The 20,724-nt window shown below is 36.4% G+C and carries 26 protein-coding genes and 1 other annotated feature; of the genes, 4 read left to right on the top strand and 22 right to left on the bottom strand.

All coding sequences use genetic code 11. The features are described from left to right. The 6 genes from BM012_RS13735 to BM012_RS13710 all read right to left on the bottom strand — a co-directional run. Positions 1-238 (bottom strand): helix-turn-helix domain-containing protein (locus tag BM012_RS13735; protein ID WP_074842829.1); only part of this gene is annotated, 238 nt, incomplete at its 3' end. A 110-nt stretch (positions 239-348) separates the two neighbouring features. Next, complete coding sequence (gene bluB / locus BM012_RS13730; protein ID WP_061805495.1) at positions 349-993, bottom strand: 5,6-dimethylbenzimidazole synthase; 645 nt, start codon at positions 991-993, stop codon at positions 349-351. A gap of 101 nt (positions 994-1,094) precedes the next feature. Further along, positions 1,095-1,658, bottom strand: a complete 564-nt coding sequence (locus tag BM012_RS13725) for a GNAT family N-acetyltransferase (RefSeq protein WP_061805494.1) — start codon at positions 1,656-1,658, stop codon at positions 1,095-1,097. 75 nt (positions 1,659-1,733) lie between these two features. After that, positions 1,734-2,012 (bottom strand): hypothetical protein, encoded by a 279-nt coding sequence (locus BM012_RS13720; RefSeq protein WP_061805493.1) that lies wholly within the window; start codon positions 2,010-2,012, stop codon positions 1,734-1,736. A gap of 116 nt (positions 2,013-2,128) precedes the next feature. Further along, positions 2,129-2,518 carry a ribosomal maturation YjgA family protein gene (locus tag BM012_RS13715; protein WP_061805492.1) on the bottom strand — a complete coding sequence of 130 codons (390 nt, stop codon included), beginning with the start codon at positions 2,516-2,518 and terminating at the stop codon, positions 2,129-2,131. 60 nt (positions 2,519-2,578) lie between these two features. After that, a complete protein-coding gene (locus BM012_RS13710) occupies positions 2,579-2,995 on the bottom strand; it encodes a hypothetical protein (protein WP_061805491.1) in 417 nt (138 codons plus the stop codon). Between the two features lie 334 nt (positions 2,996-3,329). Here BM012_RS13710 and BM012_RS13705 point away from each other — a divergent pair, with 334 nt between their 5' ends. Then, entirely contained in the window at positions 3,330-3,764 is a 435-nt protein-coding gene (locus BM012_RS13705; protein ID WP_061805490.1) for a DUF559 domain-containing protein, read from the top strand. 209 nt (positions 3,765-3,973) lie between these two features. Here the strand turns inward: BM012_RS13705 and asnB are convergent, their stop codons facing one another. The 4 genes from asnB to BM012_RS13685 form a co-directional block, all read right to left on the bottom strand. Continuing rightward, complete coding sequence (gene asnB / locus BM012_RS13700) at positions 3,974-5,866, bottom strand: asparagine synthase (glutamine-hydrolyzing) (RefSeq protein ID WP_061805489.1); 1,893 nt, start codon at positions 5,864-5,866, stop codon at positions 3,974-3,976. A gap of 291 nt (positions 5,867-6,157) precedes the next feature. Next, positions 6,158-7,234, bottom strand: coding sequence for a bifunctional 3-deoxy-7-phosphoheptulonate synthase/chorismate mutase (locus tag BM012_RS13695; protein WP_061805488.1), 1,077 nt, complete (start codon positions 7,232-7,234; stop codon positions 6,158-6,160). Positions 7,235-7,462: 228 nt separating this feature from the next. Then, positions 7,463-7,701: a binding site (T-box leader), on the bottom strand. Between the two features lie 174 nt (positions 7,702-7,875). Then, positions 7,876-8,181: an MTH1187 family thiamine-binding protein gene (locus BM012_RS13690; protein WP_061805487.1), complete on the bottom strand. Its 306-nt coding sequence runs from the start codon at positions 8,179-8,181 to the stop codon at positions 7,876-7,878. 142 nt (positions 8,182-8,323) lie between these two features. Beyond that, positions 8,324-9,529, bottom strand: a complete 1,206-nt coding sequence (locus tag BM012_RS13685; RefSeq protein ID WP_061805486.1) for a C40 family peptidase — start codon at positions 9,527-9,529, stop codon at positions 8,324-8,326. A 388-nt stretch (positions 9,530-9,917) separates the two neighbouring features. On the opposite strand from BM012_RS13685, the gene BM012_RS13680 reads away from it, so the two are divergent. Further along, positions 9,918-10,112 carry a hypothetical protein gene (locus tag BM012_RS13680; RefSeq protein ID WP_019392260.1) on the top strand — a complete coding sequence of 65 codons (195 nt, stop codon included), beginning with the start codon at positions 9,918-9,920 and terminating at the stop codon, positions 10,110-10,112. Positions 10,113-10,122: 10 nt separating this feature from the next. Here the strand turns inward: BM012_RS13680 and BM012_RS13675 are convergent, their stop codons facing one another. The 5 genes from BM012_RS13675 to BM012_RS13655 all read right to left on the bottom strand — a co-directional run bounded on the left by BM012_RS13675 (position 10,123) and on the right by BM012_RS13655 (position 15,232). Continuing rightward, a complete protein-coding gene (locus tag BM012_RS13675; RefSeq protein ID WP_061805485.1) occupies positions 10,123-10,542 on the bottom strand; it encodes a DUF6843 domain-containing protein in 420 nt (139 codons plus the stop codon). A gap of 65 nt (positions 10,543-10,607) precedes the next feature. Beyond that, complete coding sequence (locus BM012_RS13670) at positions 10,608-11,456, bottom strand: class I SAM-dependent methyltransferase (protein WP_061805484.1); 849 nt, start codon at positions 11,454-11,456, stop codon at positions 10,608-10,610. 86 nt (positions 11,457-11,542) lie between these two features. After that, positions 11,543-12,616 carry an NAD(P)H-dependent flavin oxidoreductase gene (locus BM012_RS13665; RefSeq protein ID WP_061805483.1) on the bottom strand — a complete coding sequence of 358 codons (1,074 nt, stop codon included), beginning with the start codon at positions 12,614-12,616 and terminating at the stop codon, positions 11,543-11,545. A gap of 131 nt (positions 12,617-12,747) precedes the next feature. Beyond that, complete coding sequence (locus tag BM012_RS13660; RefSeq protein ID WP_061805482.1) at positions 12,748-14,073, bottom strand: S8 family peptidase; 1,326 nt, start codon at positions 14,071-14,073, stop codon at positions 12,748-12,750. Between the two features lie 157 nt (positions 14,074-14,230). Beyond that, entirely contained in the window at positions 14,231-15,232 is a 1,002-nt protein-coding gene (locus BM012_RS13655) for an NADP-dependent oxidoreductase (protein ID WP_061805481.1), read from the bottom strand. 129 nt (positions 15,233-15,361) lie between these two features. Between BM012_RS13655 and BM012_RS13650 the strand changes: the two genes are divergently transcribed. After that, positions 15,362-15,589: a hypothetical protein gene (locus tag BM012_RS13650; RefSeq protein WP_061805480.1), complete on the top strand. Its 228-nt coding sequence runs from the start codon at positions 15,362-15,364 to the stop codon at positions 15,587-15,589. A gap of 36 nt (positions 15,590-15,625) precedes the next feature. Here BM012_RS13650 and BM012_RS13645 read toward each other — a convergent pair whose 3' ends face one another. After that, positions 15,626-16,675: an oxidoreductase gene (locus BM012_RS13645; protein WP_235606182.1), complete on the bottom strand. Its 1,050-nt coding sequence runs from the start codon at positions 16,673-16,675 to the stop codon at positions 15,626-15,628. A 116-nt stretch (positions 16,676-16,791) separates the two neighbouring features. On the opposite strand from BM012_RS13645, the gene BM012_RS13640 reads away from it, so the two are divergent. Further along, the gene (locus BM012_RS13640) at positions 16,792-17,040 is read left to right on the top strand and encodes a hypothetical protein (protein ID WP_061805478.1); all 249 of its coding nucleotides are present in this window, start codon (positions 16,792-16,794) and stop codon (positions 17,038-17,040) included. Positions 17,041-17,073: 33 nt separating this feature from the next. Here the strand turns inward: BM012_RS13640 and BM012_RS27085 are convergent, their stop codons facing one another. The 6 genes from BM012_RS27085 to BM012_RS13615 are packed head-to-tail and all read right to left on the bottom strand — an operon-like array spanning position 17,074 to position 20,396. Next, entirely contained in the window at positions 17,074-17,205 is a 132-nt protein-coding gene (locus BM012_RS27085) for a hypothetical protein (RefSeq protein ID WP_268801490.1), read from the bottom strand. 53 nt (positions 17,206-17,258) lie between these two features. After that, positions 17,259-17,675: a DUF350 domain-containing protein gene (locus BM012_RS13635; protein WP_019392250.1), complete on the bottom strand. Its 417-nt coding sequence runs from the start codon at positions 17,673-17,675 to the stop codon at positions 17,259-17,261. Between the two features lies 1 nt (position 17,676). Beyond that, a complete protein-coding gene (locus BM012_RS13630; RefSeq protein ID WP_061805477.1) occupies positions 17,677-18,948 on the bottom strand; it encodes a glutathionylspermidine synthase family protein in 1,272 nt (423 codons plus the stop codon). Positions 18,949-18,950: 2 nt separating this feature from the next. Next, a complete protein-coding gene (locus BM012_RS13625) occupies positions 18,951-19,268 on the bottom strand; it encodes a hypothetical protein (RefSeq protein WP_019392248.1) in 318 nt (105 codons plus the stop codon). Continuing rightward, on the bottom strand, positions 19,255-19,740 hold the full coding sequence (locus tag BM012_RS13620; protein WP_061805476.1) for a hypothetical protein: 486 nt from the start codon (positions 19,738-19,740) through the stop codon (positions 19,255-19,257). The genes BM012_RS13625 and BM012_RS13620 overlap by 14 nt, the downstream gene beginning before the upstream one ends. A gap of 29 nt (positions 19,741-19,769) precedes the next feature. After that, positions 19,770-20,396 carry a Yip1 family protein gene (locus BM012_RS13615; protein WP_061805475.1) on the bottom strand — a complete coding sequence of 209 codons (627 nt, stop codon included), beginning with the start codon at positions 20,394-20,396 and terminating at the stop codon, positions 19,770-19,772. Positions 20,397-20,724 lie beyond the last annotated feature (328 nt).

Genomic DNA, 20,724 nt, shown 5'->3' with positions numbered 1-20,724 from the left:
CTTCTAATTTAGCGAATGCATCTTGAGAATGCGGTCCTTTCCCATAAGTATATTGTTTTCCAACAGGCTGTTCTAGTCGCTTCATCTCTCCATTCTTATACCATCTCATCCAGGTTTTCAGTTGGGTACGATTCCGAATCTGTAAGGTTTCCATGACTTCTTTTACAGGCACGCCTGCTAACCTCATTTCAATCGCCTTCATTTTCACTTCTACTGGATAACTTACTCTTGTTCCCATAGAAAAAACACCTCCACGTTATAGTTCGGTCATTTGTATCCGATCTTTAACGAAAAGGTGTTTTTTATTTGTCTCACTTCATGGGGTCAGTCCAGAAACTCTGCAGCTTTTTATTTTTTGTTCCCCCATGTATCTTCAAAGATTAATCCATCAAGTTCTCTTCGTTTTTCCCATTTTGCTTCTTCTAAAATGGGTGAAGACGGATAATCTTCTGTATACCCAATGGATAAAAGGGCAACTGGATCGACATGTGGAGGGATAGATAAAATATCTCTCACATCATTTTTTTTATAAAAGCTTACCCATCCAAGTGCAAGACCTTCTGCACAAGATGCGAGCCACATATTTTGTATAGCACATGCCGTTGATAAAATATCTGTTTCCGGAATTGAATTTCTCCCCAAAACATGCGAACCTCCTCTTGTGGGATCACATGTCACGCATATTGTCACAGGAGCTTCCTTAATTCCTTCTACTTTTAATTCTAAAAACTGATTTGCTTTCTCTCCTTCATAATGGATAGAGAGTGCTTTTCTTTCTTTTTCTGCTGCCCATGCTAGCTTTTTCTTAAGCTCACCATCTTTCACTAAAACAAAGTTCCACGGCTGCATAAATCCAACAGAGGGAGCGTGATGTCCCGCTTCTAATACTCTTTGCAACACATCTGATGGAATGCTTTTTGACAAAAACGTTCGTACATCTCTCCGCTTATAAATTACATCATATAAAGCTTTCTTTTCTTGTTCATTGAACATTAATATCCGCTGTTCTATAACGTTTTGAACTTTAAAAACGGTACCTTTTACAAAACAGCTTACCTCCTTTTCCTATACCTGTACTGTATATTAAATCGGCATTAGCTTTCTTCTAATTTATGAAACTCTTCCTTTAAAAGAGAAAACATATAAACGTCAATAAGTTTCCCTTTAGAGCGTTCATACTGACGCAATCGCCCTTCATTAGTAAAAGCTAATTTAGAAAGCGCTTTAATAGAATTTTCATTTTCCACTTCTACTTTTGCTTCGATTCGATTCATATGAAGAGAGAAAAAAGCTTCTTGTATAAGTGCTGTTAATGCTTCTCTAATGTAACCATGTCCCCAGTAATTTTTACCTAAGTCATAGCCAATCTCCACACGACTGTTCTCATTATCAATAGAGTTGAAACCACATGTTCCAATTAACTCCCCGCTTTTCTTTAAAAAGATAGAATATCGCGCTGCTTTTCCTTCTTCTTTTAACGTTGTTAAAAATTGAATCATTTCCTTCGCTTGCTCTACTTTATGAAACGGTGTAATATTCATATACTTTGTAACTTCATTATCTGACCAGTATTTATAAAGGATTTCTCCATCCTCTTCTTTCATGTCTTTCATTATTAAACGATTTGTTGTAACCATGTTTTTTATTTTCTTACTCATGTATACTTTTTTCTCCCCCCTCATTCTCGATATTTTTATTTTACCGAATTTTCTCAAGAGAAAAAAGGCACGTTCTTACTGTTTACGCTGAAAGGCTTGAAGAGATGTTTTTAGAGAGGCGTACACTCCTACAGCCCCATTTCCATAAAAGAAACCCATAAATATTCCTGCTGATAGGCTATGAGGATGACTAAAAAAAATAGAAATGATAAGACCTATAACTGTTGAAAGGGTGGAGATATACGAACCTTTAATTGAAAAAAGAATTTTTAAAACTTGCACCAAAATTAACACAAGGGGAACAGCGATGATGCCGTCCCAAACATTTGTATAAACAAGGGGAAATTCTTTCATTTTTTCACCTTCTTACCGAAAAGAACTCTTTATAAGCACCTTTCCTTTTCCTCTTAATATAATACAGATATATATTAATATTTAGATGTTTTAAGATTAAGCTGATGGAATTTTTGTCAGCTTCTTTTTAGAAGAATTGTGCACAGTGCTCCAAACAGTATTCCAACTGTATAAGAGACTAAATCACTGAATAGAAAGCCATACCCTAACCCTAACACTAACCCACCGAGCGTTGTGCTCCTAACTGCATCAATCCATTCTGCATGATAAAGCTGACTTATTTCAATTCCATAACAAAACAATAAAGACAGAAAAATAACGATTTTTAATCCTTTCTTCTCCATTAAAAATGAAAACCCTAAAAATATAAGTAAAGCCCAAAGGATATCACCCAAGTATAAGTTTACAATGCGTGGAAAATAGGCACTTTTTTTTCGCACTACAATTCCTAAAAAGATAATGATTATCATAAGCATAATATAGATGATGTTTCGTTTTATTTTCATGGTGGCATTCCTTCCTTATTAAAAAAAGCTCACTTCTAAAAAGAAATGAGCTTCTCGTTTCTACCATGTTTTCGCTACAATAAGTGCAATTGCCATACTTCCTAAACCTGCTATAATGTACGAAAATGTGAAGTAAGGAGCAATATCTAATTGAATAAATTCAATAACAGGAACATCTTTCGTAAGAAAGGCTCCTAATCCATATATAAAAACACGCTCAAGTACAACAGGAACAATCATAAAGAGAAGAAAAATTTGCAAATCTCCATTCATATTTAAACGCCCATATACACCTGCCACAAGATAAGGAACAGTAAGCAGACACATCCCTAGTATAATAACTGAGGTTGTTTGACTAAGATCTAATGGCGTTTTGTACAGCATTTCTAAGCTGCGAGCAACACCAAGCAGAACAATTCCATATGTAATCACCATAATAAACCAGCCTGTTAAAACCGTTTTTAAAACATGCGACATGGTGGGAACACCCCTTTTTTCTTTCATATGTAGTCTTTTGTTATATAAAAATCAAAGCCTTCTCTTTGTTAATAACGATTAAATGATAGTTTCGTTTCATTTCTGTTCAAGAATTTCTCTAAAAGTCTTTTCAATTAAATCCTTACTTCGATGTGAGGTAGATTCGCAGTGTTAAGAAGATAGCCACTATTCGTTATTTTACAAATGACAAAGTTCAAAATCAAGCTCCATTCCCCCGCGTATGATTGTTGCCAATAATTCTTCATTACTATATACGCATGACATTGGTCACAATGGGAAAAACTTTTAGAAACTCGTTAGAAAGGATTTAAATATGGAACACATCTTTATAGTGAGCATCGTTATTGCCCTCATTTTAACTGTCACAGGTACACTTATCTTTATCATTGCCTCTACTTTTCAAACTGATGAGCAAGAATATGTACTAAATAAGCAAAGAACAGACATCCTCCATGAAAAGCTAAGTAAGGCGCTTGATATGTGCGGCTACGATTTGCGCTTAAATGAGCCATATGGGCGATTTATGATTGATGTTATGATTCCTAAATACAAAGTTGCTATTATTCTTCATCGCCACCCACAAACGCTTGCTAAGAAATCAGATAAGAAAGAGGAAAAACTTTCAACATTGCTTCGAAGAAGAGGATGGAAAGTTGTAGAAGTAAAAGAACGTGAAGTTATGAAACATGTCCATCAAGCCGTTTTAAAAGTACAGCGTGAAATTTTTAAGCAACCTAGCGGGTCATAAAAAAAACCTGTGTGTACAATGTACACACAGGAACGTTATGATCAAGGGGGCATACCTTAACCATGCTCAGAAACAACACGAGGCGTACTGTTTCATATGCGTTTGAAGATTACATGTAAATTATATCATATTTTGGATATGAATATACACAAAAATTTAATTTAGTTCAAAAAATCCCCTTCTTACTCAAAAAGAAGGGGGTTTTTGAATTAATGTATAATTAAATTTTTTGTCTTTGGGTTATATTCAGAAGCGCCTGTATGTTGGTTATACCACATAAGAAACATTAAGATTGTCCAAAGCTTTCGGCTATAGTCACCTTTACTTGCTGCATGCTGACTTAATAGTGAAGTAAGTTCTTTCTTATCAAATAAGTGATCAACATCACTTTCTGTAATAAGTTTAAACGCCCAATCGTACAGTTCGTCTTTTAACCATACTCGAATTGGCACTGGGAATCCTAATTTACGACGATCTAAAACATGATCAGGTACAATCCCTCTTGCAGCTTTTCGTAAAATATATTTTGTTGTACCGTCTTTTATTTTCATATTTTTTGGAATTCTTGAAGCGACTTCAAAAACACGACGATCTAAAAATGGAACGCGTAGCTCAAGGGAATTGGCCATTGTCATTTTATCCGCTTTTAATAAAATATCACCTCTTAACCATGTATTCATATCCACATACTGCATTATTCCTACTGGATCATACTCGGCTGCTTGTGCATAGAAAGGAGCTGTAATATCCGTATAATGTACTCCTTTATGCTGCAGATGATAAAAACGTTCTTTTTCCGCTTCTTCAAACATTTTAGCATTTCCAATATAGCGGTCTTCAAGCGGAATTGTTCCTCGTTGTAAAAAGCTCTTCCCTTTGACTCCGTCAGGTAACATATTGCTCATTTTGCCAAGTGCTTTCTTTAGCGGAGAGGGAATGTTTTGAAACATTTTTAAGGAATCTGGTTCACAATAAATATTGTACCCACCGAAAAGCTCGTCCGCTCCTTCCCCAGACAAAACAACTGTCACTTGCTTTGCCGCCTCTTTGGCAACAAAGTATAAAGGAATCGCTGCAGGATCTGCAAGCGGGTCATCAAGATGCCACACAATTTTCGGTAGCTCTTCCATGAACTCCTCTGCTGTAATGACTTTTTGAATATTTTCTACGCCAAGCGCCTGAGCTGTTTCTCCTGCTACATCAAGCTCGCTATAGCCATCTGTTTGGAAGCCAACAGAGAAAGTCTTAAGATTATTATGGTAACGTTTAGCAAGTGATACAACAAAGGAAGAATCAATCCCACCTGAAAGGAAAGACCCTACCGGAACATCACTTCGCATATGAATATTCACTGAGTCTTCTAGCACATGCTGAATCTCTTTAATCCATTCGTTTTCTTCCTTTTGAATAGGATGTAGAGTTGGTTTGAAATAACGTTCAAACTTCAATCCTTTATCAGACTCTACATCTTGATAAAAAGAATACCCAGGCTCTACTTTTTTCACTGCATCAAAAAGAGTATAAGGCTCTGGTACATATTGAAAACTTAAATAATGCTGAAGAGCTTGAGCACTTAAATCATGGTCTCCTGGCACAACTTCTTTAATCGATTTTGTTTCTGATGCTAAAAAGATTTCGTTCTCTGTTTGAGCAACATAAAGCGGCTTAATACCGAAAGGATCACGCGCACCAAAAACCGTTTTTGTTTTTGTATCCCAAATTAAAAACGCAAACATTCCTCTTAATTTTGAAACCATTTTTCTGCCTTCTTCACAATAAAGAGCGAGAAGAACTTCAGAGTCTCCATCTGTTTTGAACGTGTAACCTTTAGCAAGTAATTCTTGGCGAAGTTCTATATAGTTATAAATTTCTCCATTAAATATAAGCTGATAACGGTTGTTATCGTATGAAAGAGGCTGACCAGCTTTTTCTACATCAAGAATACTTAAGCGGCGAAAACCGAGCTGGACATGTTGATCTTCATAAATACCTACATCATCTGGGCCGCGGTGAAAGATCTTTTCCACCATCCCTTTGAATACATCTTCTTTTATATTTTCAAAATCCGCATTTTTTTTAATATGTCCTACAAATCCACACATAGCGGTTCCTCCCTACTCCTTCTCCTCAAAACCAAACACTTCTATATAAAACACTTTCCTTATTTCTTTCTATAAAATAAGAAGAACTAAGTATATTCTATAGTTATGGTTTGTTGCATTCAAAATATGTCTTTTTTTGGATAATTTTAGCTATAAATTGACAATAACATTATTACTATAACAAATAAAATAATAAATTTGTTACAAAAAGGTTACAAAACGAGAAAAAAACCTTTCTTTCTACAACTTTTTTGTAAAAAGAAAGGTTTTTTTTGTAAAATCATGATTATTTTATTTTGTTTGAGCTGGTTGACCTTTTAGTTCTTTAATGAAAGCTTGGAATTCTGGAATATCCATTTGCTGTGCTGAGTCACTTAAAGCTACCGCTGGATCTGGATGAACCTCTGCCATTACAGCATCTGCACCAATTGCAATCGCTGCTTTCGCGCATGGAAGTAATAGATCACGACGACCAGTTGAATGTGTTACATCAACAACAACAGGTAAGTGTGTTTCTTTCTTTAAGATTGGTACAGCTGAAATATCTAATGTATTACGTGTTGCTTTTTCGTATGTGCGGATTCCACGCTCACAAAGGATGATGTTTGTGTTTCCACGTGACATAACGTATTCTGCTGCATTTACAAATTCAGAGATTGTTGCTGCTAGACCGCGTTTTAGAAGAACCGCTTTATCAACAGAACCAGCTGCTTTTAAAAGCTCAAAGTTTTGCATGTTACGCGCACCAATTTGAATCACGTCAACGTATTCTGTTGCCATTTCGATATGAGCTGGATTTACGATTTCACTAACAACTACCATATCTAGCTCATCTGCTACTTGACGAAGGATTTTTAGACCGTCAATGCCAAGACCTTGGAAGTCGTATGGGGAGGTTCTCGGTTTGAATGCTCCACCGCGAAGAAGGCGAATTCCTTGAGCTTTCATAGCCTCTGCAACTGTTCGTACTTGATCGTATGATTCAACAGCGCAAGGTCCCATGATGAAGTTAAGGTTACCGTCTCCAATTTTTTCACCTTTCAAGTCAACGATTGTATCTTCTACTTTATTTTTACGAGATACAAGTAGTGCTTTGCTATGATCGTCTTCTTGAAGTTCAAGGCTTGCTTTGAAGATTTCTTTGAAAATATGTTGAATAGTTGATGCTTCGAATGGACCCTCGTGTTTTGCTAAGATAGCATTTAGAGATTCACGTTCACGAACAGGGTCAAAACGCTTTGTACCTTGCATTTCTTTTAATTTTCCAATTTCTTTAGCAATTTCTCCACGTTTATTAAGAAGTGCTAAAATCTCTAAGTTAATTTCGTCGATTCCTTTACGTAATGTTTCTAAAGTTGGCTTTGTCATATTTATTCCTCCTAAGTTTACTGTTCTCATTTTTTTAAAAAAGATGTTTGAATCTATAAAAAAAGCCCCTACTGATTCCATGCCAGTAGGGACGATTTTACCGCGGTACCACCCTAATTATGACTGTCGAATTTTTTGAAACATTTCGAAAATAGTGTATGATAAAAGGCCGCTGAAAAGAAGTTTTTATCTTTTTTTATACAAAAAGTCCCTACTGATTAAATAATCAGTAGGGACGATTTTATCGCGGTACCACCCTATTTTAATAAATGTATCATATTCAACATTCATCACTTCATTGAGATAACGGTTAAACCGACTTCCCTTTCATCTTGTAATGTACAAGATGTCTGAAAAGCTGCTCGAGGGGCGTACTTCACATTGTTCTTTGTACTGATTTTCACCAACCATCAGCTCTCTGAAGAACAGGGAGATCAATGCTACTATTGTCCTGTCATTGCATTTAAACATCTATTTGGTTTTTTAAATTTCAATTGTTTTCAAAACATTTGATATGTTTGATTTGTATTATAGAACCATTTTCTATCATTCGTCAAGCGCTTTTTAAAAAAAGTTTCGCTAAAAATAAAAGTGATATTTTATGATATGCTTGGCACCTTTATTTTGTGTAGGAATGTTGTTTATTGAATTTTTGTTTCTACCGCCTCTATCTTGCGTTCCATCGTATGTTTAAGGTCTCGGCGATCGTCGATGCGAATATTTGTACATACGCGGTCAAGTCCTTTAGAGAAAGGAAGCTCATGCATTTCTTTAACAACCTCAAACAAGTCGTCTAAATCACCTTCAATGAGTGTACTCATAGGTGTTAGCTGTACTTTTACTTTTCCTTCGTGTCGCTTTAATACTTTGTGAATGTCTGCTACGTATTGGCTTACACTTGGCGTACTTGTGCCTACTGGAATAACAGTTACATCTAGAATAGCCATAAAAACGTGCCTCCTTGTTTTCCATCACTTTTCTGTAAATTTTTTATGCTTTTTCATCATATTACGATTAAAATTATGTTGCAATGAAAAAGCATAAAAAGTATTAAAAATCCCTGCTAAACTACTAGCAGGGATTTAAGAATTAATATGTTTTAGCACCAAGGTAACGAGGTGCCCAATATGTGTTGTGAAGAGATGAAATTGTTACACCTGTTGAAGAACCAGCGTGAATGAATTGACTGTTTCCTAGATAGATACCTGCATGTGATGCCCCTGGCTTGTATGTTTCAAAGAATACAAGATCCCCGACTTTTGGCGATGAAACAGACGTACCTCTGTCATACATAGCCGCAACTGTACGTGGAAGGCTTGGTCCACCAGCTTTATTAAATACATACTGAATAAACCCACTGCAATCAAATCCGCTTGTTGATGTTCCTCCCCATACATATGGAACTCCGCGAAGTGATTTTGCAATAGAAATAATCTTTTGTGTCGTTTGTGATGACGATGATGATGAACCGCTTCCTTGTGATGGCTTAGACTCAGCAACAGGCGTATTTCCGTTCAATGCTGCTAGTGTTTTTGGTCCAGCAATCCCGTCTACTGCAAGACCTGCCGCACGTTGAAATTTCATAACAGCATCTCTTGTAATTGTGCCATAATAGTTTGTTGTACGACTATATGTGAAGTAGCCTTTTTGCTTTAGAGCAGACTGAAGTTTCTGTACTTGTGGACTGCTCATTCCAAGTCTTAATGTTGTGCTTGTAGATACTCCAGAACTTGAAGATGAAGAACCCGCTGATACAGAACTTCCGTTAAGCTTCGCTAATGTTTTTGGTCCAGCAATTCCGTCTGCTGCTAGGCCATTTGCACGCTGAAACTTTATAACAGCATCTCTTGTAATTGAACCATAGTAATTTGTTGTATAACCAAAGTTGAAATAGCCTTTTTGTTTTAGGGCAGACTGAAGCTGCTTAACTTGTGGGCTACTCATTCCATATTTTAAAAGAGTACTAGATGAAACTGTTCCTGAACTTGAAGAAGTAGAATTGTTAAGTAATACACGATATGTATTCTTTCCAGCAATTCCGTCCGCTGCTAGGCCATTTGCACGCTGAAAGTTTTTCAATGCATCCTTGGTAATTGTTCCAAAATATGTAGTTGTATAACCAAGCTTAAAATAGCCTTTATTTTTCAGCTGTTGCTGTAAATCTTTTACGTCAGAATTGTTCATACCTTGCTTTAAAAGTCCGTCACCTAGTGCTGCATCTGCACTGTTTGGCGCTGTTGCTACTGCTGCCGAGATTGTCGAACCAAGTACTACAGAATATATTAACTTTTTCATAAAAGTTATCCTCCATTACTAATTTTTTCTTCACCGCCTCTCATTCTAGCAATCAATTATTACAAACGTAAAATCTAAATATTACAATTAAGTTACATTTTTCGACACGTTTGGCCTACACGTTAAAAAACAACGGTCTTTTTAACGATTTTTTTATTAAAAAAAGTAAAACAAAGTCCATTTTTTGTAAAATTAAAGTATCTTTTTTTGTCATCGTGTATATTTTTTAAAATTTTCATTACATATTACAACTTCTATAACGATTTAGTATATTATTTTGTTTCACTTTTCTAACCTTCCCGTTCTTTTGTAACAGATGGGGAGGTTCGCATTCTCTCTTCTTCTTTGCTATACTTTTTTATATTATCCCCCTGAAAGGATGAGTTGTTTGGCCTTAAGCTTGTTTAGTATTGCTTATTTTGTATTTAAAATTTTACTTTATGGTCTTTGTGTATATGGGCTTATTGTCGGTATCTTATTTCTTAATCGCAAACAGCAGCTTGATGAAGAGCGAAACGAAAAACTAGCAGAACTGGTGCGAATAGCCTCTACACAAAAAGAACTACAAAAAGAAGAACAGTAACGTCTGGACGCTACTGTTTTCCTTCTCTTTTATATTCCCCTTTTTGATCCTCAAATTGCTTTTCACTTCCAACAAAAAAATATTCAATCGCTTTTTCTTCGTTATTTTTTCTCGTTGTCGTTGCCCCATGGATTTTTTCACTCTGTTTAAGCTCTTTCCGATCCCCATTTTCAGCGAAGTAATAATACCGGTTGTTTGCCCATCCTTGCTCTGGCGGAGGCTCTTCTGTTTCAGTTTTTCCATTTTCATCAACCCATAGCACGTTATAGGTTCCTTCCTTACTTGTCGGAAAAGCCCCTTCTTTATTATATTCCACTTCTACCCATCCAACATATCCGTCTTTTATGTAAAATAGATTGGGATATTGCTTATCTTGATTACACGCACATAATACGAAGAGAAGAAAAGTCCCTAGAAATACCCTTTTCATAATAACGCACTCCTTGATTTCATTTCTCTTAGTATTTGTGCGAATAAAAAAACTATACGAAGTGATTAAAAGAGTTGTTCTGGTTTCCAATACAGGAGCGCTGCTTTAAAAGGGTGAACATAATAGAAATGGCCATCTTTTTCTTCGAGATATTTATCAATAATAGAAGCTAATTTCATTTCATCCCGTTCTTCTGTCACAATCTTGCTTGTTAAAAATGAGAAAGCTTCTTCATATGTATTAAAGCAGTATGTATTAGTCAAATCAATCAGCTGACAGTTTGCATCAATTCCAAGCTGGTATAAGACATTTTGCAACATAATATAATCGCGTCGAGTATAGCGAATGGTATATCCAAGCTTTTTTTCAATTTCCCGGTAATGCCTTTGTTCAGGACCGCTTGTCATTCCAACGATAGCTAGACGGCTTGCCTTATTGTTCATTTTCAAAAGTGCCTTATCTATATCATGAGTACGATAAAAACAATTAAATCCAAATACAACATCATAATTCTGCTCTACTCGTTTTTCTTCCCATTTCCCGTGAATGAAATTCATATTATTGACCTGTTCTTTTTCTGCTCTTTCTTTCAAATAAGAGATCATCGCTGCTGAGCTGTCTACACATGTTAAAGATTTAGTGTGCTGTGCAATAGGAAAGGTATATGTTCCCCAGCCAGGACCAATCTCTGCTACTGTGTCGCTTGATTTAACGTGTAGAAGGACCTCGCGAACAATATCTTCTATAAACGGCTTTTTCTTTTCTTTATGTTTTCCTTTTTCTAAGAACACATTCCAAAACTTTTCTTCTAACTTATCGTCTATCATACGCTTTGGCATCTCATCCTCCCAATTTTTCATTCCATCCTGCCAAAGCTTTACATAATCGCTTTCTAAATTTACTCCAAAGTACACATTATCCACTCTCCTATCTCTCTTTGTTTATAGTAGCAAATGTAAGGAGAATTGAACAAAAAAAAGAATGCTTAGAAGCATTCTTTTTAAGATAGGGAAGAATGACGTGAAAGCTGTTTAATCGTTTCATTCGTTTCACGAATAATATCTCGCACCACGCTGTGTGCAGACTTCAAACGACAGTAACGGCTCCCTTGTCCACCCCACATTCCCATATACCTTTCATCGTTGACTAGAGTGGCCTTTTGACGAATGGGCGCTGTTAAATAATGCTGTAAAGGATATGGTGCAATAGAAGAGACGTCTTCTGAAAGTTCCTTCATAAGCTTGTTTGTTAGGCCACGTGCCAATTTTCCAGAAAAAGAGGTCGTTAATTCTGTACTGCTTTCGGTTGAAGAGAAGAGAGCCTCCTTATGCTTCGGATGGGCTTCACTTTCAAAGGTGCTTAAAAAAGCCGTTCCAAGCTGTACGCCACTTGCCCCAAGACTAAACGCTGCTACAACGCCTCTTCCATCCATAATCCCCCCTGCTGCAATAACGGGAATTTGAAGATGATCAACTATTTGGGGAATTAAAGCTAGTGAACCAACAAGAGGATCGCTTTCAAAAAAGCCGCCTCTATGACCTCCTGCTTCCAAACCTTGAGCAACAACTGCATCAATACCAATTTCCTCAAGAAAACAAGCTTCTTTTACACTTGTTGCTGTTCCAATAGTTTTAATTCCTTTAGAGCGAATATATTTTAAAGTAGATTCATCTGGCACTCCAAAAGCAAAGCTGAAAATCTCTACTTGTTCTTCGATCAATACGTTAAGCTGATCACGCCACGTATAGGAAGGAAGAACAACTTCATCCATATTAATATTAAACTGTTTATAATAAGGCGCTAAACGTTTCTTTCCTTCTTCAAACATTTCTCTATTATATTCTTCATCTTGAATAAGTAAATTAACTGCAAAAGGACGCGTTGTTAATTTTCTTATCTCGCCGATGTGGTAGCGAATCATTTCTGGAGACATATACCCTGCCCCAAGCGTACCAAGTCCACCGCCGTGACAAACAGAGGAGACAAGTTTGGCATTTGTAACCTTACCGGCCATTCCTGCTTGAATAATTGGAAATTCGATTTGAAATATTTCTGTAAGAGCCGTGTTGATCATTTTCCCCTCTCCTTTTATTAAAAGTTTTAGCAATGTTCCCTTCCTACTACTTTCGGTCTCTCTATAAAAAAATCCTCTATGTATAAAAAAAACTCAAGAAGCATGCCATGCCTCCTGAGTAATTGTAATCATTATGCATCCGCGATTGCTTTTTCCCCATTCACAAAACCATACCCATAAACATTTTGGTCTTCCCTTAAGAGGTCTGCTCCTTCTTTAAGAAGAGCTTTAACTTCGTTTGGCGTTAACGATGGATTACTTTGAAGGATGAGAGCAATAACACCGGCACAAATAGGCGTTGCTATAGAAGTCCCTGATAAAGAGAAATACCCACTACCAACTCGATTTTCCGGTTCATTACGATCGATTATGGAATTTGGGGAGCGCAATGAAACAATATTAACTCCTGGTGCTAAAATATCTGGCTTTTTTACTCCATAAACCGTTGGCCCGCGACTAGAAAATGGAGCAACTGTATCGTCTTCTACTGTATTTTCCGTATTTTGATGATCTGAAGCTCCCACTGTGATAATTGTGCTACTAACTCCTGGCGAATCAATTGTAGATGACGCTGGGCCGCTATTCCCAGCTGCTGCCACTACAACGATCCCGTTTCGCCAAGCCTCATTCACAAGATAAACAACAGGATCTTCCTCTTCTTCCTTGTAGCGAATAGCTTTGCTTCCAAGTGAAAGAGATATTACATGAATAGGTGCATCCTGATGGTGCTTGTTATATAAAATACACCATTCAATTCCTCTCATAACACTTTCAAGAGATCCATTTCCCTCACGATCTAATACTTTTACCCCTATAATATTAGCTTTCGGAGCAGGTCCCTTATAACGCCCGTTTGATACTTGCCCATTTCCGGCAACGTCACCTGCACAATGCGTACCATGGCCGTTATCATCATAAGGTTTTGTACGATTGTTAATTACATCTTTAAAAGCGATTATTCTTCCATCTAAGTCAACGTGCGGATAAACGCCAGTATCTAAGACAGCTACATTAATCCCTTCCCCTGTCAGGACTTTGCCGCTTTTCATAACGTTTTTAGCACGTGAGGCTGGAACTGCTTTGTCTAGTAAAGCTTGAAACGACCGATTAAAATGAACTGTTTTTACGCATGAACATGTTTCTAACACTTCTTCAAGCGCATATGGCGTTAGCTCTGCTACGCAATAGTTGCTAACATTAAAGCCTTCTCCCATACGGCATTTTTTATGTTTAAGAAGAACACTTTCAATATCTTTCGCCCCATCTTCAACTTCTTTATGAAAAGAGAAGATAACATTTAGTTTCTTATTTTTGCGTAAATGTCGTTCATAACTTTTTTGTAAAAAGCACGGCATCCATCTAAATGCTTTGTAGAAAGAAAATATTTCATCTCGAGTAGTTCGATCAAGCTTTGCTGTGTACTTGCGAACCATCTTAGTCATTAGAAAGTGAAACATCTTTTGGCCCCCTCTTTACCTCGCAAGTCTCTATTAATCTATGAGGAAACTATTAAAGTGAGAGGGCCTTTGTCCCTAGTTATATAATTTGTATATTTGCCTACTTAAAAATGATAGAAAGTGAAAAACCTTGCACAATTCATGCAAGGTTTTAATGTCATTCATCTACTTTTACAAGCTGTTTTCCTAGATTATCTCCTGAAAAAAGTCCTAAAAACGCATCAGGTACATTTTCAAATCCTCCGATAATATTCTCCTCGTATTTTACTTTCCCGTCTCTTACCCATTTGCCAAGCTCTTCGACAGCTTCCTTAAATCCATCTGCATAGTCGCCTACAATAAATCCTTTCATAAGAGCGCTTTTCGTTAAAAGGAGAGGCTGGAGGCGAGGAACACGTTCTGCTTCTTCTTTATTATACTGAGAAATTTGACCACAAATTGGAATACGGGCAAATTTGTTAATGAGTGACAGAACATCATCCGAAATTGAGCCACCTACATTATCAAAATAAACATCAACACCGTTTGGGCATGCTTCTTTTAAGGAAGCTAAGACATTATCTTCTTTATAGTTAATAACGTAATCAAAGTTTAGCTCTTCTTTGAGGTAGTCTATTTTTTGCTTTGAACCTGCAATTCCGACAACGCGTGCGCCTTTCAGCTTCGCGATTTGACCAACGACCATTCCAACAGCCCCTGCTGCTCCTGATACAACAACAGTTTCATTTTCCTTTGGCTCACCAATATGAAGAAGCCCAAAGTATGCTGTTAAACCAGTTAAACCAAGTACACCAAGATAAGCTGTTAACGGGGCGATGCTTTCATCAATTTTTTGAAGACCGTCACCATCGGTTGTTGTATAGCGCTGCCATGGAAGTCTTCCCGTTACAATGTCCCCTTCTTGGAACGCATCGTTTTGTGATTTTTCTACTCTTGCAATAATGCCACCATTTAATGGTTCATCAAGCTTGAAAGGTGGAACATAGCTCTCCTTATCGTTCATTCTTGATCTCATGTAAGGATCCACAGATATGTAGAGCGTTTTAAGAAGAATTTCTCCTTCGCTAGGCTCTTTTATATCTTCGTTTTCGAAACGAAACGTATCTTTTGTTGGTAATCCTTTTGGTCTTTCTGCTAGCATGATTTTTTCATTTTTCATAGTCTCTCTCCTTTTGTCTTTTTTATATCGTACCCTTTCTTTCATTTTCCTAACAAAGAAAAAGCTCAGTTTTTGTATTTATAAGTCAAAAATACTATACTATAAGTATATGAAAAAGGAGGAATGTTTTTGGAACTTGTACAGTGCAAAGTGTCCATCACCAAAAAAGTAGGAGCTGATTTCGTTGAAGCGTATCCAAATGAGCTTCTTTTTAAAGAAGGGTACTTTTATCCTGTTTATCCAACAGAAGATGGGCAGTGGATAACGCTTGATGAAGAAGGAGAGCAGCATATTATTGCCGGTGAAAGAAATCCTAAACATGACTTTTGGTTTATGACTCATTTTGAACTCAAATAAATAAGCGACGGCAATTTCAATTGCACGTCGCTTATCTTATAAGTATATAGCCTTCTTCTCCCTTGCACTTCTCTGTGCTGCTTCAATAATTTCAATTGTTCTTAGCGCCTCACTTGCTGGTACTGGCACTTCCTCATTATGGACAATAGCGTCATATATCTTTTTGTAGTATGAAACATAGCTCCCTTTTTTAGTTGGGATAATATGTGTTACATCTTGATTTTCCTCTGTAAGAGTTAATTTACCATATTGCTCAATATCATCTTCCCCATAACTTGGATCATTTATATTTGTTAAGGATTGAAGAAACTCCCATTGATTATCTCGCCCATATTTAGTAAAACTTCCTTTGTCTCCGTGTATTTCGAAAGTCGGGCCAGATTTCTTAACGATTGAGCCCGCATGTAAAATAACGCGGAGCTTTTTATAGCCTAAAATCAAATGAAAATAATCATCTACTTGTGCTTTTTTGCGCTGATGTAGGACGTCTCCATAAACAAATTTAGGCATGCCAAATAATATAAGAGCTTGATCAATTAAATGCGAGCCTAAGTCGTACAGCACCCCTCCTCCATGTCTACTGTTATTACGCCACTCTTGCTCTACATAAGGACTAAAACGATTCATTGTTGCTTCATAAAAGTAAACTTCTCCCAATTTATACTCATTTAGCAATGACTGCACAGTTAAAAAGTCATTATCCCATCGTCTATTTTGGTAAACACTTAAAAGAACGCTGTACTCTTCTGAAAGCTCAATTAAATGGCGAGCTTGCTCTCGTGATACAACAAATGGTTTTTCAACAATTGTATGCTTCCTTCCTTGAATCGCTTGCACTGCCATCTCATAGTGAAGATCATTTGGAGTTGTTATTACAACAACATCAATCTCAGGATCTTCTGTAATGTTTTCAAGTTCTTTGACAACTTCTACTTCCGGAAAGACTTCGCGTACTTTATCAGGTTTTGTTGACATTACTTTTTTTACATTGAATTCCTCTAAATCTTTGAAAATGGGGGCATGAAATGTTGCTCCAGAAAATCCAAAACCAACTAATCCTACGTTAACCTTTCTCAATAAAACCACTCCATTATATTAAATTCCTCTTTGTTTCTGTTCCCCAGTGATAAAATACCCAAACTTTCATATAAAATCCATGATTTTACACATACTATACTTATTACAAATAAGGAGGAAGAAAAATGTCCATTTATAAAAGATATATTCTTGTTCTTTTTTTTATCATGTCCTTTAGTTTACTTGTTGGTTCTCTTGCAACAACGCTCTTAACAGAAGAGGGAGGAATGATTTTTTCTCTCTTTGCTTACTTTTTGCTTTCCCTCACTTTATTATGGCTCCCCCTCAGAGTTGAAAATCGCTTCTTTGAAGCTTATAAACGTTGGATGGAAAAGGGAGGAAAATGGGGAGAAGAAAAAACAAACGAAGACTAAATTAAAAAGGGCAAACGAGTTCGTTTGCCCTTCTTACATTGATCTTCTTTTCTCTCTTTTTGCTTTTTTCCCTCTTGTAAAAGAGAACAGAATAAATAGGAAAATGAAAATGCCTCCTGCTAGTAATAAAACATCTCCTAAAAAAGCGAAGTTAAATAGACTCATTCAGAACGCTCCTTTTTTCTTACTCTATTCTCTATAAAGGGGTTGTATGACTATTAGTAAGTTAAGCTTCCAGCTACAATAAGTCCAACGGCAATAGAAGCACCAAATAAACTTACTCCAATTGCTACATTTCCTTCTTCTACTTTCTGAGCAAGGTTAGTTTTTGGAGTTAGAATATACTCAATAATCCAGTAAGATATAACTTGAGTTAGAATACCGATAACTCCCCAAATAAATGCATCAAACAAGCTTAAGCTATGTCCCCAAACCGTATATAATACAATCGCAAGCCCTATACCTTTCCCCCATAGTTTAAGCGCAACAGCTATATTTCCCTGCCTTATTAATTCACGATCTGAAAACTTTGTTGTTAATTCAAAAACAAGGACACCTAAAAGGAGAAGAAGAAGCCCTGTTCCTGTATAGGATAAGAAATTAATAAACCCTTCCGCTGTTAAATACGTTTTCATTTTAAACGTTCCCCCTAGTCAAATTTTGTGCTACAGGCAAAAAATAAGCTCCGTTATCTGTAATCTCTCCACCTGCTCGAATTCCGATTGCGCTCGCCTTTCCGCTCACTAAAAAACACCCGTACATAATGCGTGCCTCTTTTACTCCATCAATAGTTTGAATATTAGATACTGGTAGACTTTCATACTGCTGATAAACACTTAAATACTCGTCATATGTGTGATAGGGGTTTTGACTTTTGTTTTCTCCTTTTTCACTGTAAATTTCTACTGTATCTCCCTCACGTCCAAATGCAGGTTTTTGTACAAAAGCTTTCTCTTGTTCTCGAAACGGTGCAGAATCTAAATACGTTGGTAGAAAGTAAGTAGAAATCCAGGTATGCTCTTCTTTCGTAAAAAAAGAATGATTTGTTTCATGAAGACCCCAAATAAGTGCTTGCACAGCTTTTGACTGAAGTAAAAATGCCGCTGAGGGATTAATAATAGAGAGTTTGTTCTCGTTAACAAGCCTCATCAAAGCTTCTCCAACAGCCTCATTAGAGTCGCCTTTATCTAAAATAAGATGTTCTAGAGGATATGTTTGTCTATACAAAACATCTATTTTTTGGTAAAAAGAGTCGTAAATTCCTTTAGCTATCTCTTCTTCATCCTCTATCACAATTTTAAGGTTCTGAAGTGAAACATAGTGAGCAGGAAGAGAGCTAAGGTCAAGAAGATATTTTGTTGTATAGAAATCTTCCATATCATCTTCATGTGAAGTAAACACAATATTTGGAGGTCCGCTTTTATGTAAGCATCTAAAGCTTTGACTTACGGCCTCTTCAATTGCTTCTTTTAGCTCTCCTTCACATCCTTCATTTGGATTCTGAACCCCAAAATGCTCACAAACTTTTCCATTCACAAAAAACGTTTCTTTAATAAATGTGGGGGTGTCTGCATTTAGTTCAAGTAGTTTAATTTTGCCCTCTTTCACAATTAGATCTACCCGAGCGATCACACTTGGTACGTTTAAAGGTGAAGAAGATTTCAGAAAGAAGAGCGTACTAGCTGGAAAACCAAGCTGAAGCAGTACATCATCTTCTAAGTTCTGAAGAAGGGGAACTGTTTTAAAAAACAAATGTCCAATTCGCTCTGTTGCTGTTCGAATTTCATCGATTGTTTCTTTTTTCTCTTCCTTCACATCATAAAGAGCATACTCTTCGTTATATAGGTCAGGCCAAAACTCAGGAATATGGCTAAAAAAGTCCTTTCTTTTACGTGAGAAATCTTCCATACTTAGCCACCAAAGCTGCCTTTCGTTCCGCTACCAATGCCAGATTTAAATTTTGAACTGTTCTTATATGACTTATAGCTGCTGCTTTGCTGCAAAGCTGATTTATTCGAAAACCACCTTCCACCATAATAAAAATAGCCGCTTCTATGTGAAGAAGAATCGTCACAATAGTATGTTTGTGTTTCTTCGTCCCAATCCCAGTCTTTACACTCGTCTGTATCAGGTTCCTTTGGTCGTGAATCAGAAGAAGAACAAGCTGTCATTGAAAATGTAAAAAGTGAAGCAACTACACCTGTCATCATCTTTTTAGTTTTTTTCATGATAAACTCCCTTTTGACTTAGATTATCTGTCACTTTTGTAACATACAAAGAATATGTACGCCGGTCTTCGTCAATTTCAGCTGAGTCACGCTCCCACTCTACATCTTCAATATATGTATAAACACTTCCGATTACGCAAAAAACATCCAAATGATTCTGAAAATATTCAACCTTTAAAATGGGATGATCTTGAGCTGGAGCATATTCTCTTATTTCAAGTTTAAGAGAGTGACTGGATGCTTGATCAACATTTAGAATCTCGCCTTTTTCATATTCTTCAACATAAATGATAAAAAGGCTTCCTTCTAAAGCCGAGGATGTTTGTTTATACGTTATCCCCTGTTTTACAAAAAATTCACACTCTCGTCTTGCCATAATTTGCTCAATTTCAATATTCTCATAGAAATAAAGAGCTTCAATTTCCTTCCCTTTTAAAAGCCGATACTCTAATACTGGATTTCCATGATACATGCTTTATCCCCCTTTGCCTTTCACTTTAATTAGGACAATGTATTAAATGTGAGAAGCATACCGAATAAAATGACTAAAACAATTATCCAGCTGAAAAATACCGTCAGAAAACTTTTTCCAAAAGATAAACGATGTGCTTCACTAACTGACGCTACTGTTAAAAGAAAGGACCATAAAAGAGCAACCCCTTCAATAATAGAAAAAACAAGCAAAGTAATTGATGAAAACGTTGATAATGCATTACTTTGAACTTGAAAGAAATGCGCCTGTAAAAAAAGAAGCGGAATAATGGTTAAAATAGTATTAGTAGCAAGCGGTGTTAGACTATAAGCTGTTGCAATTTGAATGTGACTAAAATCACCTCTTCCTCCAAATAAGGAACCGAAAAACATATATAAAATACTAAATAAAAACCATCCCAAAATTCCCATTACAAATCCACCGATAATAACAGAAAGTAAAATAGTTAAAAGACTTGTATCTTCTCCCACGTTTTGCAATCGACTAATAATGGTGATTCCACTTATCCCTCCTAACCATAAAATGAGGAAGGCCCAGAGAAATCGAGCATCGTAAAAAAGTGATGTTAACGTTTGCTTTGGACTTTTTAACATTCCTAGAAAAGGATGTTGATCTCTTGTTGACATTCTTAACATTATTGTACCTCCATATTTTTGCTTTTTTCCCTCATAAAGTATAACAAAATTTTTAAAAGAATATCGCAATCATTAAAAAATGCTTCAGAATTCCTTCAAAAAGAGGCGTGTTTTCTTCTTTACTAGTTCTTTTTACACGTCTATTTTCTACATTTTTCTGACTTTTGCTTCTTTTGATATAATGAATGCGCGAGGTGAATAAAAGATGGATTTTTTAATTGATACACTAATGTGGAGCGGTATTGTTTTTGTAGTGCTTTTTTTAGCCTTACTTACCACATTAAATAAGCGAAAATAACTCATGTTTATACAGAGGAATTTTATAGAG

This window comes from Priestia endophytica DSM 13796, assembly GCF_900115845.1.
Taxonomy (GTDB): domain Bacteria; phylum Bacillota; class Bacilli; order Bacillales; family Bacillaceae_H; genus Bacillus_I; species Bacillus_I endophytica.
This window is presented reverse-complemented; position numbering and strand designations above follow the sequence as displayed.